The sequence below is a fragment of the Pseudomonas fluorescens genome (assembly GCF_001307155.1).
GTDB lineage: Bacteria > Pseudomonadota > Gammaproteobacteria > Pseudomonadales > Pseudomonadaceae > Aquipseudomonas > Aquipseudomonas helvetica.
In genome coordinates this window covers 4,046,194-4,062,235 of sequence record NZ_CP012830.1, presented here as the reverse complement: position 1 = coordinate 4,062,235, position 16,042 = coordinate 4,046,194, and the positions used below count along the sequence as shown (strand labels likewise).

At 60.4% G+C, this 16,042-nt stretch carries 15 protein-coding genes; 7 read left to right on the top strand and 8 right to left on the bottom strand.

Features of this window, described 5'->3' with window-relative positions:
* Positions 1-117 precede the first annotated feature (117 nt).
* Both AO353_RS18435 and recQ read right to left on the bottom strand, forming a co-directional pair.
* Positions 118-552: a MarR family transcriptional regulator gene (locus AO353_RS18435; RefSeq protein WP_054596242.1), complete on the bottom strand. Its 435-nt coding sequence runs from the start codon at positions 550-552 to the stop codon at positions 118-120.
* Positions 553-672: 120 nt separating this feature from the next.
* On the bottom strand, positions 673-2,802 hold the full coding sequence (gene recQ / locus AO353_RS18430; protein ID WP_054596241.1) for a DNA helicase RecQ: 2,130 nt from the start codon (positions 2,800-2,802) through the stop codon (positions 673-675).
* A 313-nt stretch (positions 2,803-3,115) separates the two neighbouring features.
* Between recQ and AO353_RS18425 the strand changes: the two genes are divergently transcribed.
* The 3 genes from AO353_RS18425 (at position 3,116) to lapD (ending at position 6,198) form a co-directional block, all read left to right on the top strand.
* Positions 3,116-3,703, top strand: coding sequence for a YecA family protein (locus tag AO353_RS18425; RefSeq protein WP_019692442.1), 588 nt, complete (start codon positions 3,116-3,118; stop codon positions 3,701-3,703).
* A 10-nt stretch (positions 3,704-3,713) separates the two neighbouring features.
* On the top strand, positions 3,714-4,109 hold the full coding sequence (locus tag AO353_RS18420) for a YbaN family protein (RefSeq protein ID WP_054596240.1): 396 nt from the start codon (positions 3,714-3,716) through the stop codon (positions 4,107-4,109).
* A 148-nt stretch (positions 4,110-4,257) separates the two neighbouring features.
* Complete coding sequence (gene lapD, locus AO353_RS18415) at positions 4,258-6,198, top strand: cyclic di-GMP receptor LapD (protein WP_054596239.1); 1,941 nt, start codon at positions 4,258-4,260, stop codon at positions 6,196-6,198.
* A gap of 52 nt (positions 6,199-6,250) precedes the next feature.
* Here lapD and AO353_RS18410 read toward each other — a convergent pair whose 3' ends face one another.
* Complete coding sequence (locus AO353_RS18410) at positions 6,251-6,850, bottom strand: tRNA-uridine aminocarboxypropyltransferase (RefSeq protein ID WP_054596238.1); 600 nt, start codon at positions 6,848-6,850, stop codon at positions 6,251-6,253.
* Positions 6,851-6,862: 12 nt separating this feature from the next.
* Positions 6,863-7,756 (bottom strand): LysR family transcriptional regulator, encoded by an 894-nt coding sequence (locus AO353_RS18405; RefSeq protein WP_054596237.1) that lies wholly within the window; start codon positions 7,754-7,756, stop codon positions 6,863-6,865.
* Between the two features lie 197 nt (positions 7,757-7,953).
* Between AO353_RS18405 and speB the strand changes: the two genes are divergently transcribed.
* The 3 genes from speB (at position 7,954) to AO353_RS18390 (ending at position 11,482) form a co-directional block, all read left to right on the top strand.
* Positions 7,954-8,904 (top strand): agmatinase, encoded by a 951-nt coding sequence (speB, locus tag AO353_RS18400; RefSeq protein WP_054596236.1) that lies wholly within the window; start codon positions 7,954-7,956, stop codon positions 8,902-8,904.
* A 385-nt stretch (positions 8,905-9,289) separates the two neighbouring features.
* Positions 9,290-10,669 (top strand): sodium:solute symporter, encoded by a 1,380-nt coding sequence (locus tag AO353_RS18395; protein ID WP_054596235.1) that lies wholly within the window; start codon positions 9,290-9,292, stop codon positions 10,667-10,669.
* An 87-nt stretch (positions 10,670-10,756) separates the two neighbouring features.
* Entirely contained in the window at positions 10,757-11,482 is a 726-nt protein-coding gene (locus AO353_RS18390) for an MBL fold metallo-hydrolase (RefSeq protein WP_054596234.1), read from the top strand.
* A 73-nt stretch (positions 11,483-11,555) separates the two neighbouring features.
* On the opposite strand, the gene AO353_RS31865 is transcribed toward AO353_RS18390, so the two are convergent.
* Both AO353_RS31865 and ptrR read right to left on the bottom strand, forming a co-directional pair.
* A complete protein-coding gene (locus AO353_RS31865; protein WP_009042667.1) occupies positions 11,556-11,684 on the bottom strand; it encodes a PA1414 family protein in 129 nt (42 codons plus the stop codon).
* Positions 11,685-11,912: 228 nt separating this feature from the next.
* Positions 11,913-12,839, bottom strand: coding sequence for a putrescine utilization regulator PtrR (gene ptrR / locus AO353_RS18385; RefSeq protein WP_054596233.1), 927 nt, complete (start codon positions 12,837-12,839; stop codon positions 11,913-11,915).
* A gap of 103 nt (positions 12,840-12,942) precedes the next feature.
* On the opposite strand from ptrR, the gene AO353_RS18380 reads away from it, so the two are divergent.
* Positions 12,943-14,121, top strand: a complete 1,179-nt coding sequence (locus AO353_RS18380) for an MFS transporter (RefSeq protein WP_054596232.1) — start codon at positions 12,943-12,945, stop codon at positions 14,119-14,121.
* On the opposite strand, the gene AO353_RS18375 is transcribed toward AO353_RS18380, so the two are convergent.
* Together AO353_RS18375 and AO353_RS18370 are read right to left on the bottom strand one after the other, a co-directional pair.
* Positions 14,069-14,998 (bottom strand): DMT family transporter, encoded by a 930-nt coding sequence (locus AO353_RS18375; protein ID WP_054596231.1) that lies wholly within the window; start codon positions 14,996-14,998, stop codon positions 14,069-14,071. The two genes, AO353_RS18380 and AO353_RS18375, sit on opposite strands and share 53 nt — an antisense overlap.
* A 97-nt stretch (positions 14,999-15,095) precedes the next feature.
* Complete coding sequence (locus AO353_RS18370; protein ID WP_019692453.1) at positions 15,096-15,932, bottom strand: S1 RNA-binding domain-containing protein; 837 nt, start codon at positions 15,930-15,932, stop codon at positions 15,096-15,098.
* Positions 15,933-16,042 lie beyond the last annotated feature (110 nt).

The window sequence follows — 16,042 nt, the reverse complement described above, 5'->3', positions numbered from 1 at the left end:
TAGCTAACCAGAATCAACCTGTGCGCATTCGCACGTCCAGTGTGAACACGTTATTGCCTGGTAGTTCTTATAGTCTGCTCTGCGCCAGTTCTCAAAAGTCTGCGGTGTGGTTATGCCTCAAGATTTTTCCAGATTGGCCAAAATGTGCCCATGGACCCGCATACACACCCGCATATCTTCCTCGTTGACACCCTCGAACAGCTCATGGCGCAACTCGGCGGCAATGGTTTCAATTTGCTCGATCAAGGGACGGGCGGGCGCGCACAGCACGATCTTTTTCGCCCGGCGGTCTTCCGCCACCGCCTGACGCTGCACCAGGCCTTGGGTTTCCAGGCTATCGAGCAGGCGCGCCAGTGTCGGTCCTTCAACACCGACGCTTTGTGCCAACTCACGCTGAGTGGGGGCTTCTTCGAAACGCGCCAGGTGCAACAGCACCAGCCAGCGGGCCTGGGACAGGCCAAGACCGGCAAGACGGCGATCCAGTTCGGCGCGCCAGCCGCGAGACATCTGCGCCAACTGCATGCCAAAACGGTGTTGATCGGTTAACGGCATAAAAAAAACTCATGGTTAGACTGAAATAGGCTGAAACTAATTATTAGTCAGCTAAGCATGGCCCTCGACTCTAGGCAAGGCTCGGTCTGTACTGAATCGTTACATCTTGATCTTCGACACTTAAATTTCAAACTCCGACTGCAATGCCGCTCTCACACAGTACAAAACGCCCTCGGGAACACGACCGGCAAACAACGCGGAAATCTCCGACACCGGCGGCAACTCGCCCTCGCCGTCCAGGAAGGCGTCCTGGACTTCACCCATCAGGTCTTCCGGAAGGTCCAGTGCCTGCTCCAGCGACAGTTGCTGCTTGCCGATGGCCTCGGCGAGCATCGTGTACACGTTCTTTTCCGAACACTGCAACTGGCCGGCAATCTGCATCGGCGTCATGCCGGCGCGCGCCAGTGTGATCAATTCGTGACGCAGGTCGGCAACCACTTTCGGGGCCTCGGCCTGGCCGCCCAGCACTTCGAGGAAGGCCTCGCCATAGCGCTCCAGCTTGCGTGCACCGACACCGCTGACCTTGGCCATTTCCGGCAACGAGCTTGGCTGGCTGCGGAGCATTTCGAGCAAGGTCGAATCGGGGAAGATGACGTACGGCGGCACGCCATGCTCTCCGGCGAGCTTGCGGCGCAGGGCGCGCAAGGCTTCCCACTGCTCGCGTTCTTCGCCTCGCACCAACTGGCTGGCCTGGCTGGTGCTGCTGCTTTTCGCGGTGGTTTGCGGTTTGAGGTCGCGGCGCAGCTCCAGGGTCACTTCGCCCTTGAGCAACGGCCGGCAGCTGTCGCTTAAACGCAGGCCGCCGTAGCCTTCCAGGTCAATGTCCGCCAGACCGCGCGCCACCAACTGTCGGAAAAGGGAACGCCATTCACCTTCGGCCCGCGCCTTGCCGACACCAAATACCGACAGATGCTGATGGCCGAAGCTGCGGACTTTTTCGTTGTCCTTGCCCAGCAACACGTCCACCAAATGCCCGACGCCATAACGCTGGCCGGTGCGGTAGATCGCCGACAGCGCCTGACGGGCGGGTTCGGTGGCGTCCCAGGTCTGCACACCGTCGACACAGTTGTCGCAATGCCCGCAGGGCTGCGGCATGTCTTCGTCGAAATAGGCCAGCAGCGTCTGACGGCGGCAGCGGGTTTCTTCACACAGCGAGAGCATGGCGTCGAGCTTGTGCTGCTCCAGACGCTTGTGGCGCTCATCGCCTTCGGAGTTCTGCAGCATCTGCTTGAGCATCACCACGTCTTGCAGGCCGTAAGCCATCCAGGCATCTGCCGGCAGACCGTCACGGCCACCCCGACCGGTTTCCTGGTAATAGGCCTCAAGGGACTTTGGCAAGTCCAGATGCGCGACAAAGCGCACGTTGGGTTTGTCGATGCCCATGCCGAATGCCACGGTGGCGACCATGATCAGGCCTTCCTCGTTGAGGAAGCGCTTCTGGTGGTGAGCCCGCGTATCGTTGGGCAGGCCGGCGTGGTACGGCAGTGCCGGGAAACCTTGCTCGCTGAGGAACACCGCTACTTCGTCGACCTTCTTGCGCGACAGGCAATAGACAATGCCGGCATCGCTACGCCGTTCAGCCAAAAACGCCAGCAACTGCTTGCGCGGCTGCTCCTTGGGCACGATGCGGTAAAAAATGTTCGGCCGATCGAAACTCGACAGAAAGCGCTCGGCGTTCTGCAGATGCAGGCGCTCGACGATTTCTTCCCGGGTGCGCTTGTCGGCCGTGGCGGTCAGGGCAATGCGCGGGACGTTGGGGAACAGTTCCGCCAACTGGCCCAGTTGCAGGTACTCCCGGCGGAAATCGTGCCCCCATTGCGACACGCAGTGAGCTTCGTCGATGGCAAACAGCGCGATTTCAAGACTTTGCAGAAACGCCAGCATCCGTGGCTGGACCAGGCGCTCAGGTGCCAGGTACAGCATCTTCACTTCGCCGCGCTTGATCCGCGCCGCCAGATCGCGTTGTTGCTCGGCACTCAAGGTCGAATTGAGCGCTGCCGCGGCCACACCGAGTTCTTCGAGGGTCGCAACCTGATCGTCCATCAAGGCAATCAGCGGTGAAACCACCACCGCCAAGCCATCGCGCAACAGTGCCGGGACCTGGAAGCACAGCGATTTGCCGCCGCCGGTCGGCATCAGCACCAGAGCGTCACCGCCGCTGGCCACGCGCTCAATGATGGCACCCTGACGGCCACGAAAACTGTCGTAGCCGAAGATGTCCTTGAGGACGCGCTGAGCCTGTTCGAGCATGAAAAACTCCAAATGGTGCTGAATATCCCTGTGTGCAGGCTGGATCAAAAAACCACGTTGTCACGGACAGATCCGTAAGCGGATTTGTCCGGGACCGTCGCGACACCTGCAGGGCTTTGCAAAACGCGCGAGTATACCCGAGCGATACCGGGCAATGGGGGTCACTGACGAATAGCCTCCCCGCCCAGATCAACAATTCCCTACGGATCGGGATTAGACTGGTCTGGAATGCGGGCAAATCTGCCGTGCGGCTGGCCGGACCGCTCAAGAACGCCTAGAATTGGGCATCGTATATTCCCAAGGTAGCCCTTCAATGTCCTTCGCTGAGCAACTAACCCGCCTGCAAGCCTTCCTCGACGCCGACGAGCTGCATGACGAGGCGCTGGACTATGTGGCCGCCCACGGCTATCTGACAGCCCTGTCGATCTGTTCCGAGACGGTGCCTGATCGTGAGTGGATCGACGCGCTGTTCGCCGAAGAGCCGCATTATCGCGATGACGCCGAGCGTCAGGAAATCGAATCGACCCTTCTGGCCCTCAAGGCTCATATCGCTCGCCAACTGGCGTCCGATGAAGAGTTCGAGCTGCCATGCGACCTGGACCTGGGCGAAGAGCCGGATGATTCCGACCTGCGCGGCTGGTGCATCGGTTTCATGGAAGGCGTATTCCTGCGTGAAGAAGCCTGGTTCGAAACCGCCGAAGACGAAGTCAGCGAAATGCTGCTGCCGATCATGGTCGGTTCCGGCCTGTTCGACGAACAGCCGGAGTTCTCCGACATCGCGGCCGACGCCAACCTGATGGACGACATGATCGTGCAGATCCCGGAAGCCCTGACCGCGCTGTACCTGCTGTGCAACGCGCCAGACGAAAAACCGGCGATCCTCAAGCCTCGTCACCACTAAGTCGTTGCCTGTGGCTGAACCCATAGGCAAACGCCCCCTGATCCTGCGCTACGTGCTGCTGGCCATCGGCTGGCTGAGCGTAGCGTTGGGGGTGATCGGGATCTTCCTGCCTGTACTGCCCACCACCCCTTTCCTGCTGTTGGCGGCCGCCTGTTTCGCCCGCAGTTCGCCACGCTTTTATCAATGGCTGGTCGAGCATCCACGACTCGGCCCCTGGATTCGCGACTATCTGGACGGCAACGGCATTCCGCTCAAGGGCAAGGTCTACGCCATTGGCCTGATGTGGCTGAGTATCGGCCTGTCCTGCATCCTCGTCCCACTGCCCTGGGCACGCGGCTTCATGCTGACCAGCGCAGTGCTGGTGACGGTGTATATCCTGCGGCAGAAAACCCTGATCAAACCCTGAATACGCCTCGCCACCTAAGCTCAACGATCCCCCCACCCCCGACAATCTGCCCTGCTTCCCGCAAAACAGCGCCTAAACTCCAGGCATCTGCACGTCTGCGGCCAGACATATCCCGTCGTCCAGGAAGGTCAACGCTCCGGAGCGTCTCATGTCGCTACTCAAACAGTTGTTTTTGGCCATCTGCCTGTTCTTGCTGGTCGCCTTCAGCGGCAGTTTCTTTGTCGGCCTGGAAAGCTCGCGTGCGCAGATACTCAGCCAATTGCGCTCCCATGCCCAGGACACTGCCACCGCACTGGGGCTGTCGTTGACCACACAGATCGACGATCTGGCGATGATTGAATTGATGGTCAGCTCGGTCTTCGACAGTGGCTACTTTTCCAGTATCCGGGTCATCAATATCGAGGACGAGCGCGTCCTGGTCGAGCGCAATGCGGTCGCCACCACCGAACGCGTACCGGGTTGGTTCGTCGATCTGGTGAACCTGCATCCGCAAGGCGGGGATGCGTTGGTAATGCGCGGTTGGGAGCAAGCCGCGCGGGTTGAAGTGGTGAGCAACCCACAGTTCGTCCTGAGCAAACTGTGGGACAGTACCCTCGGCAGTCTGGTCTGGTTACTGCTGTGCGGGTTGCTCAGCGCGATGTTCGGCGGCTGGTTGCTGCGTCGGCAACTGCGCCCGCTGGACGCCATGGTCAAACAGGCCGAAGCCATCAACAAGCGCGAGTTTCTCAGCCTGCCGAAGGTGCCCAGAACCCCGGAACTCAAACGCGTGGTGCTGGCGATGAACCAAATGGTTGAAAAGCTCAAAGGGCTGTTTGCCGAAGAAGCCGCACGCAGCGAACAACTGCGCGCCGAGTCGTTTCAGGACAGCCTCACGGGACTGGCCAACCGCCGTTTGCTCAACGAGCAACTCACCGATCAATTGCTGGTGACCGAGCAGAGCAGCGCCGGACACCTGCTGATGTTGCGGATCAATGACCTGACCGGGCTCAACCAGCGACTGGGTGGCCAGCGCACCGACGTGCTGATCAGCGCCGTGGCTCAGTTACTCAAGCGCCTGACTCAACAGCCGGATCGCCATACCTGGCTGGCCGCACGTAATCGTGGCGGTGAGTTCAGCCTGCTGACTCCAGGTCTGGACAGCAAGGACGCCGCGCGCCTGGCCGCCGAGATCAGCGCCACTCTGGAAAACCTGCGCCTGACCGGCGCCAGCGACTGCATGCCGGTGGCGCATCTGGGAATCGTCGCCTACACACCCGGCGAAGCCTCCACCGACATTCTGCTGCGCCTCGATCAGGCACTGACTCAGGCCCAGCAGCATCCAGAACGGCCGTGGGTGCATCTGCAGCAGTCCGATAACCCACCGAACCATACGCAGCACGACTGGCGCACCTGGATCGATGACGCCCTGACTCACGGCAAAATGCAGCTGTACTTCCAACCCGTGGTGCAATGCGCCGACACCAGCCAGGTGCTGCACCACAAGGTGCTGGCGCGCCTGCTCGATCCGCAGGGCAAAGCCATTTGTGCCGGGCACTTTCTACCCTGGATAGAACGGCTGGGCTGGTCGGCGCGATTCGACCTGGCAATGCTCGAACACACCCTCGACTACCTTGCCGAACACCCTTGGCCGCTGGCCCTTAGCTTGTCCGGCAGTACCCTGCGCGATGCTGCACAACGGCGCCTGATCCTCGATATGCTCGACGGCCTGCCCAGCCTCGGCCCCTTGCTGACCCTTGAACTCGACGAACGCCAACTGCCGCCCCCCGAAGAGTTGCGTCAACTGTGCCTGAGCCTGCACAACACCGGCTACGGGATCGGCCTGCAGCACTTCGGTGGCAGCTTCAGCCAGATCGGCAACCTCGCCCAACTCGGTTTGGCCTACCTGAAAATCGACGGCAGCTACATTCGCGCCATCGACCAACAAAGCGACAAGCGCCTGTTCATCGAAGCCATTTTCCGCGCGACCAACAGCATCGATTTGCCGCTGATTGCCGAGCAGATAGAAACGCAGGGGGAACTGGAGGCAATCAGGTCGCTGGGACTGTTCGGCGTCATGGGCCGGCTGATCGGACCACCAGAACCCATGTAGTACGCAGGTGTAGCCGCCTCGTGGCAAGCTACGCCAGCTTGCGTCGTGGCCTCTAGACTTTGCCACCATGATTACGCTGGTACGTCTCCTCCCCCATCGCCGCAATCTGCCCTTCGATCAGCGCTTCAAACGGTCGCAATAGCGGCTCGAAGGTCGTCGGTGCCTCAAGCACCTGCAACGCCTGCACGATCGCCTCCACCGTCGACAACGCTCCCGGCCCGGGAGCCTTGCGCAAGCGATAGCGCGAGACAGCGCCTTCGGCCAGCGTCACTCGGGGCAACGCTGCCAGCAATGGATTGAGGTGCAGCATCTTGCGCGCCTTGCGCCAGGTGCCGTCGGGCACCACCAGCAGCAACGGTTGATCGTCAGGCGTATAGGCCTGCAACGGTTGTGCATCGTCAGCCGGGAACAACAAGCGGGCCCGGTAACCCGGTTGATTCAGCAGACGCGGTAAATCCTCGAACACTTCGCCGACGATCAGCTCGGCATTGTTCAGCCCCAACGCCGCTAGCCGAGCGGTGTTCAGCGCATGGTTCACCTCGCTTGGATGCTGCAACAGCAGCACCCGGGTGCGGCTGTCGAGGCTCGGAATCAACGGGCACAGGCAGTGAGTTTGCGGGCGCAGGCAACGGGCGCATTGGATTCTGGACATACGATTTCCCCATCAGACCTGATTGAGCTGCGCTTTGAGCAAATCGCGGAAGGTCTGGATCAATGGCTCGCGACTGCGCCCACGACGCACGATCATCGAAAACGGGGCCTGGTAGCCGAAAGTGGCCGGCAGCAGCACGCGCAAATCGCCCTTGTCGGCCCAGGCTTGAGCGTAGTGCTCCGGCAGGTAGCCGATGTAGGCGCCGGACAACACCAGAATCAGCTGTGCTTCCATACTCTCCACAGTCGCCGCGCTGTGCTTGAAGCCGTGGCGGGCCAATTCGGCCTGGCTCCAGTAACCGCGACCGACCATGCGCTGCTGGGTGATGACTTGTTCGGGAATGCGCCGCTCGTTGAACAAGGGATGACGATTGCTGCAATACAGCCAATGTTGTTCACGGTACAGCGGCATGTAGACCAGCCCGCTCATGCGCGTGGAGAACGCACCGATGGCCAGATCGAGGCGGTTGTCCTGCACGCCGAGTTGCAGTTCGTAAGGGCTCATCACCGACAGGTGCAAATGCACCGCCGGGTGCTCCTGGCTGTAGGCACCAATGGCTTCGGCGAACGGCAAGGCCTTGTCGCTGACGGTCGAGTCGATCACCCCGAGGTTGAGCGTGCCGCGCAACTCGCCCTTGAGCGCCGCGGCGTATTGCTCGAAACCTTCCAGTTCACCGAACAGGCGCAAGGTTTCCTGATGGAACAGCTCGCCCTTGCTGGTCAGGCTGAAACCGCCACGCCCACGATGACAGAGCACCAAACCCAACGCCGCTTCGAGCTGGCTCATGTAGGTGCTGATGGCCGATGTCGAGAGGTTGAGCTCTTGCTGCGCGTTGGCAAACCCCTGATGACGCACCACGCTGACGAAGATGCGCAACAGTTTCAGGTCGGGTAAAGCGTTGGCCATGGGGGGATCTCCAAACACGATCAGTGTGAAGTCTATCGCTGCCGGGGCCATTAGTTTAGAAAAACCTGAACTAAGTATTTGCCGGTAGCGATTCTTCTCCCGCAGCGTATTTCGCAGAATCCGTCCAACAGGTGCCCGTGCGATCCCTTTGCGCGGTGCAACCCCATAAATAAAACAATGATGATGAGGCCATACCCGTGGACAAGATTCTTCACCAACCACTGGGCGGCAATGAAATGCCGCGCTTCGGCGGCATCGCCACCATGATGCGACTCCCGCACTTGCAAACCGCTGCCGGCCTGGACGCTGCCTTCATCGGCATTCCGCTGGACATCGGTACTTCGCTGCGCGCTGGCACCCGCTTCGGACCGCGCGAGATCCGTGCTGAATCGGTAATGATCCGCCCGTACAACATGGCCACCGGCGCTGCACCGTTCGACTCGCTGTCGGTTGCCGACATCGGTGACGTGGCAATCAACACCTTCAACCTGCTGGACGCCGTGCGGATCATCGAAGAGTCCTACAACGAGATCCTCGAACACGACGTGATCCCGCTGACCCTCGGTGGCGACCACACCATCACCCTGCCGATCCTGCGTGCCATCCACAAAAAGCACGGCAAGGTCGGTCTGGTGCACATCGATGCCCACGCCGATGTGAACGATCACATGTTCGGCGAGAAGATCGCCCACGGCACCACCTTCCGTCGCGCCGTCGAAGAAGGCCTTCTGGATTGCGACCGCGTCGTGCAAATTGGTCTGCGCGCGCAGGGCTACACCGCCGAAGACTTCAACTGGAGCCGCAAACAGGGCTTCCGCGTGGTTCAGGCCGAGGAGTGCTGGCACAAGTCGCTGGAACCGCTGATGGCTGAAGTCCGTGAAAAAGTCGGCGGTGGCCCGGTGTACCTGAGCTTCGACATCGATGGCATCGACCCGGCCTGGGCACCCGGCACCGGGACCCCGGAAATCGGCGGTCTGACGACCATTCAGGCGATTGAAATCGTTCGTGGCTGCCAAGGCCTCGACCTGGTTGGCTGCGACCTGGTAGAAGTCTCGCCGCCGTACGACACCACCGGCAACACCTCGTTGCTGGGCGCCAACCTGCTGTACGAAATGCTCTGCGTATTGCCGGGCGTGGCGCACCGCTGAGGCAGCGCCCCCAGCCTGCTGCTTCAGCACCGCTAACGGTTTCGCTTTCTGCACCCCGGACAACCGCAGCTATCGCGCAATGCCAATCAGGCGTTGTGCGACTGCCGACGTTGTCGAGCCTGTTCCCAGCACCAGTGGCGGTGTTCGGGCAGCACGGGCAGTACGGGCACGGATTCGCTCGCTAAAGCGGTCATGTGCAAACCGCCAGATTCAAGCATTACTCGTAGGGACAGGACGTTTGTGGCGAGGGAGCTTGCTCCCGCTCGACTGTGCAGCAGTCGCATTTTTGGGGCCGCTACGCAGCCCAGCGGGAGCAAGCTCCCTCGCCACAGCAAGCCTTGCTCCTACGAGACTCTTATAAGAAAGACAATCGGAGACACGCTTCATGGCTTTGGATTTATTCGTTGTACTCATCTATGCCGCCGGCATGCTCGTGCTGGGCTATTACGGCATGCGCAAGGCCAAGACCCACGAAGACTACCTCGTGGCCGGTCGTAACCTCGGCCCAACCCTGTACATGGGCACCATGGCCGCTACTGTATTGGGCGGTGCATCGACCGTCGGCACCGTTCGCCTGGGCTACGTCCACGGTATTTCCGGTTTCTGGCTCTGCGCCGCACTGGGTTGCGGGATCATTGCGCTGAACCTGTTCCTGGCCAAGCCGCTGCTCAAACTGAAGATCTTCACCGTCACCCAGATCCTCGAAAAGCGTTACAACCCAATGGCCCGCCAGGCCAGTGCGGTGATCATGCTGGCCTACGCGCTGATGATCGGCGTGACCTCGATCCTCGCGATCGGCACCGTGCTGCAAGTGCTGTTCGGCCTGCCCTTCTGGATTTCAGTGGTACTCGGCGGTGGCGTGGTGGTGGTGTATTCGACCATCGGCGGCATGTGGTCGCTGACCCTGACCGACATCGTTCAGTTCGTGATCAAGACCGTTGGCCTGATGTTCATCCTGTTGCCGATCTGCCTGTACCGCGTGGGTGGCTGGGATGAGCTGGTGTTGAAACTGCCGGCGTCCAGCTTCAGCTTCACCACCATCGGCTGGGACACCATCATCACCTACTTCATGATCTACTTCTTCGGCATCCTGATCGGCCAGGACATCTGGCAACGGGTGTTCACCGCCAAGAACGAAAAAGTCGCTCAGTACGCAGGCACTATCTCCGGCTTCTATTGCATCCTCTACGGTCTGGCCTGTGCGCTGATCGGTATGGCTGCACACGTGCTGATCCCGGACCTGGGCAACGTCAACAACGCCTTCGCCGCAATCGTCAAACTGTCCTTGCCTGACGGTATCCGTGGTCTGGTGATCGCTGCAGCCCTGGCCGCCATGATGTCCACCGCCAGCGCCGGCCTGCTCGCCGCATCAACCACCCTGACCGAAGACCTGCTGCCAAAACTGCGCGGTGGCAAACAGTCGAGCCTGAGCATCAACCGGCTGTTCACCCTGCTGACCGGTATTGTCGTGCTGGGTATCGCGTTGGTGGTGAGTGACGTGATCAGTGCCCTGACCCTGGCCTACAACCTGTTGGTGGGCGGCATGCTGGTTCCGCTGATCGGGGCCATTTTCTGGAAACGTGCAACCACCTCCGGCGCTATCGCCAGCATGGGCCTGGGCTTTGTGACTGCCCTGGTGTTCATGTTCAAGGATGGCCTGGATGCCAACACCCCGATCTACTACAGCCTGGCCGTCGGCCTGGTGAGTTTCGTCGTGGTCAGCCTGCTGTCCCCTCGCCCGGTTGCCGTGGCGAACGCGATATAAGCTGAAACCAATAATGGCTTGAACCTTTTCTTCGGCGGGTGCAGCGTCGGTTGCTGCACCCGTTTTTTTCGCCTGGAGGAAAGCACGATGAAAATCGTCAGTCGCGACCAATGGTTCGAAGTCAAACACCTGAGCGACGGTATTCGGCTGATTCACGAGCCGTACATACAACCGTTCTACCGCTGCAACCTGTGGCACATTCAGGGCCGCGACAAAGACCTGCTGCTCGATAGCGGCTCGGGCCTGGTCAGCCTGCGCGAGCAACTGCCCTGGCTGACCGACCGGCCGCTGGTGGCCGTGGCCAGCCATTGCCATTTCGACCATATCGCCGGTCATCACGAATTCCCCGAGCGGCTGGTGCATCCGGCCGAAGCGCAGATCCTCGCCGAACCCGACGGCGACAACACCCTTTCCAGGGCGTTTGTCGGCGACGAGATGTTCGAAGCCCACCCCGATTGCCCACTGTGCTACGCCGAATACCGGGTCAAAGCTGCACCCGCCACCGGGCTGATCGAAGAAGGTGACGTGCTGGACCTGGGAAATCGAACCTTGCAGGTGCTGCACACTCCCGGTCATTCACCGGGTGGTATCAGCCTTTTTGAAGTTGCCACTGGCACACTGTTCAGCGGCGACATCATCTACGACGGACCGCTGGTCGAAGACGCCTATCATTCCAACCTTGAGGATTACGCCCGCAGCCTGCAACGCTTGCGCTCGTTGCCGATTCGCACTGTGCATGGCGGACATTTCGGGAGTTTTTCCGGGGAGAAGTTGCACACGATGATTGACCAGTGGCTGCAACAGCACGCTTGAGGCAAGTGAGCTAGCGCAGCCGCGCCTCCGACGCGGTGGTCGAAGGCTGCGATCCTTTCACGCCTTACCTCGTTTACCGGCGGCGTTGCTGACGGCGGCGTTGCTCATCGTCGGTGCGGATTGGCACGGGTTGCAGAGGTGGTTCGATCAAACCAAGCGCGACACCGAGGTCATGGAGCCAGTTTTGCAGTTTCTCTTTCATGGTGCCCCCCCTTCAGGGTAGTGCTGAGCGACCGGGTTCTATAGACGCTTCATACAGATAGTAGTCCGAAGTCTTACGCAATGCTCGCCTCAAAAGGCAAAGATCTGTTACCGAATTCATCAAAATCACTGTGGCGAGGGAGCTTGCTCCCGCGGGTCGGTCCGCGCTCGGGCGAAGCGGCCCCAAAACCATTCACCCAACCCTTTAGGGCTGAACCCGCCAAACGCTTTACGACTGCTGCGCAGCCGAGCGGGAGCAAGCTCCCTCGCCACAATCGTTCGCCGAAGATGAGACCCCATACACCGCTTGTTGCACCTCGATCCAGGCATTGAGATTGGCGCCGAGCATACCCTTTCGCCACATCAGCCAGGTGGTGGCACTGGCGAAAGGCTCGGCCAATGGATGCACGGCCACACTCTCGCGTCCCGGCAGACTGGCCAGCATCGACTCGGACATCAGCGCCACGCCGGAACCGGCAATCACACACGCCAGCATCCCCTGATAGGACTCGATTTCCATCGCCCGCCCCATCGCCGCATGATAATGGGCGAACCAGGCCTCCAGGCGCATCCGGTAGGAACAGCCCTGGCGAAAGGTGAACACCGAACGCCCCTGCACATCCAGCGCGCTGCGCACCGGCGGGTGATCGGCTTCGCTGATCAGCACCAGTTTTTCGTCACACAGCGGCACACCGTCGAGCCCGGCCAGTTGCAGCGGGCCATCGACCAGCGCGGCGTCAAGACGCCCGGTGAGCAGGCCTTCGAGCAATTCACCGCTGGGCGCCGACTGCACTTGCAGGTTCACCGCCGGATAAGTGCGGTGATAGCGCGCCAGCAAACCCGGCAGATGAATCGCCGCGGTGCTGTACATGGTGCCCAGCACGAAATCGCCGGCCGGTTGCCCGCCCTGCACGGCTGCGTGGGCTTCGTCATGCAGGGCAAACAGCTTGGCGGTGTAGTCCAACAGTACTTTGCCTGCGGGCGACAACTGCAAACGCTGACGCTCACGCAAGAACAGTTCTACACCCAGCTGATCTTCAAGCTGCTTGAGCCGGGTCGACAAATTGGACGGCACCCGATGCAAGCGTTCGGCGGCGCGGGTGATGGAACCTTCCTCGGCCACCGCCTGGAAGATGCGCAATTGGCTGAATTCCACATCATTCTCCAAATAAGAACAAGTTACTCACTATTATTCATTTTTAAAGAAAGTCAATCAGTCCTAGCCTGACGGTCATTGCTCCGCTGCAGGAATCCTGACCATGTCGCCGCTTATACGCTTACTCGCCAGCTTCATTGCCTTGATGATGGCCATGGGCATTGGGCGCTTTGCGCTCACTCCGCAGCTGCCGCATTTGCTCAGCGAAGGTCAGATCGACCTGACTGCCGCGGGTCTGATTGCGGCAGCCAATTACCTGGGCTACTTCATCGGTGCCGTGGACGCGATGTTCGCCCATCGCCCCGAGCAAGTCCGTCGACGCTTGCTCGGCGGTTTGTGGCTGTGCGTGCTACTGACCCTCGCCTCGTTCTGGGCCAAGGGCTTCTGGCCGCATCTGGTTTTGCGCTTCGGTACTGGTGTAGCCAGTGCCTGGGTGCTGGTGATGATCACCGCGTTGAGTCAGCCATTAGCGATGGCCGCCGGACGTCCACGGCTCGGCGCACTGGTATTCGCCGGACCGGGCCTGGGGATTTTTCTGACGGGTTTGCTCGCACTTGGCTCGAACCTGTTGGGACAAAGCTCTGCGACCCTGTGGCTGGTGTATGCCGGCGTGGGCCTGGCGATGCTGTTGGTGATTCTGCCGATCCTGCCGCAACCGACTGCAAGCGTGGCAGCCACAGCCACGGCCGGCGCTCCAAAGAGTGCCGGTATCCCGCGACTGGGTTTGATTTACGCGCTGTACGGCCTGGGCTACATCATTCCGGCGACCTTCCTGTCACAGATGGCCAGCGCCCATTTTCACGGTCAATGGCAGGCCGATCTGTTCTGGCCGTGTTTTGGTCTGGCGTCCGCCACCGGTGTGCTGCTGGTGAGTTTGCGCCGGCATAACCCCAACGCCACGCGTCACTGGCTGATCGCGACGTTGTGGCTGCAAGCCGCCGGGGTCTTCGCTTGCCTGCTGGGCAGCGGTCTAGGTCTGGCTCTGGGGGTGATTCTGTGTGGCACGCCGTTTCTGGCCTGCATGCAATTGGTGATGCAGCGCTCGCGAGAACTGGCGCCGCAGGCCACCCAGCGCAATGCCGGCCTGCTGACCGCGTGTTTTGCCGTGGGTCAGCTCAGCGGGCCATTACTGGCAGCGCTGAGCAGCCACTTCAGTGGTGGCTTGCAACCGGCGTTGATGGTGGCGGGCAGCGGCCTGCTGGTAGCCGGTGGTTTGCTGCTGCGTCCACTCAACGCTCCAGCATTGTGCGCAAACGACGGCGCACCCACTGTTCTGCGCTGACAAAGGTGATGCCGAGCAACACCAGCACGGCACCGACGACAAAGTTGACACTCAACGGCTCACCGAGCAGCAACACCCCGAAGGTGACACCGAACAGCGGCGTCATGAAAGAGAACACCGCGAGGTTCGATGCCAGGTAACGGCGCAGCAGCCAGAACCACGTCAGGTAGCTGAAAAACGATACCACCAGCCCCTGGAACAGCACGCTGGCCACCGCCACGTTAGTCAGGTGGACGTGGGTGATCTGCCCGCTTAGCGCGGCAATCAGCAGCAGGCCGAGAAAGCCGACGATCAGTTGATAAAACAGGGTCAAGGTCGCCGGCGCTTCCGACAACCGTGAGGCGCGCACCACCACAGTCGTCGCGCCCCAGGCGGCCCCCGCCAGAACGCCGAACGCATCGCCGAGCAGCATCCGCCGGTCCAGATTGTCCCAGGACACGCCCCCGGCAAAGGCCACGGCAATACCAATAAACGCCAGCAAAATCCCCAGCCATTGCAACCGTCGCAAACGCTCGCTTGGCAGCAGCCAGTGCACGCCCAATGCGGTGAAGATCGGCGCGGTATAGAGGAACACCGACATGTGCGCCGCCGTGGTCAGTTTCAGGCCTTCGGCGATGAACAGAAACTCGGTGGCAAACAGACCGCCCGCCAGCAAACCGCCGCGCCAGGTGCTGCCAACCTGATTCCAGCCGCCCTTCCAGCAGATCAGCAAACCCACCAGCAATGCGGAAATTCCGGAACGTGCGGCGGCCTGCATCACGGGTGCGATGTCCGCCGCCGCCCATTTGATCATGACCTGCTGGATACCCCAGATCAGACACAACCCGAGCATCACTTGCAGGGCAAAACCATCGGCGCTGCGCCGAGTGGCAATCACCGCGAAACCTCGCGAACGGTTAACGACATGGCAGTTACTCACTAAAAACAAAATGCCCCGGTACTTGGCCGGGGCAGTCAGGTCTGGTCAGCTCGGATCAACTCAGTTCAATGCGATCCGCATGAATGACGATCTGGCCATTCTTGTAGAGCGCGCCGATGGCCTTCTTGAAGTTGCCTTTGCTGACGCCGAACAGGCTGCTGATCAGCGCCGGATCGCTCTTGTCGCTGACCGGCAAGGTGCCGTTGTTGTCGCGCAGTTTGGCGAGAATCTTCGAGTTCAGGCTGGTGGCGGCTTCTTCGCCCACGGGCTGCAGGCTCAGGCTGATCTTGCCGTCGGCGCGGATCTCCTTGATGAACCCCTTCTCTTCCTTGCCGGCACGCATGAACTTGAAGATTTCGTTCTTGTGGATCAACCCCCAATGCTTGTTGTTGATGATCGCCTTGAAACCCATGTCGGTCGCTTCGGCTACCAGCAAGTCAACTTCCTGGCCAGGCTTGTAGTTGGCCGGGGTTTTGTCCAGGTAGCGATCCAGACGCGCGGTCGCGGTAATACGGCGGGTGTGCTTGTCGAGGTAGACATGCACCACGCAGTATTCGCCCGCGGTCATCTGACGCTTTTCTTCGGAATACGGCAGCAGCAGGTCCTTGGGCAGACCCCAGTCGAGAAACACACCGATGCTGTTGACTTCAACGACTTTAAGACTGGCGAAATCACCGACCTGAACTTTCGGTTTTTCGGTAGTTGCGATGAGTTTGTCATCGCTGTCCAGATAAACAAAAACGTTCAGCCAATCTTCATCTTCGCTGGGAATATCTTTGGGGATATAACGATTCGGCAGAAGGATTTCGCCATCCGCGCCACCGTCCAGATATAAACCAAAGTTAGTGTGTTTAACCACTTGCAAGCTGTTGTAGCGCCCGACTAAAGCCATTTCCAATACCCTCATTGCTTGGGCGCCATTCTACCCGGTTTTGCCGGTGCTGTTAGGTGACTGGCAGGCTTGCGAAGAAAAATCCGCTGCAAGGCTCATTTTTCCTGGGT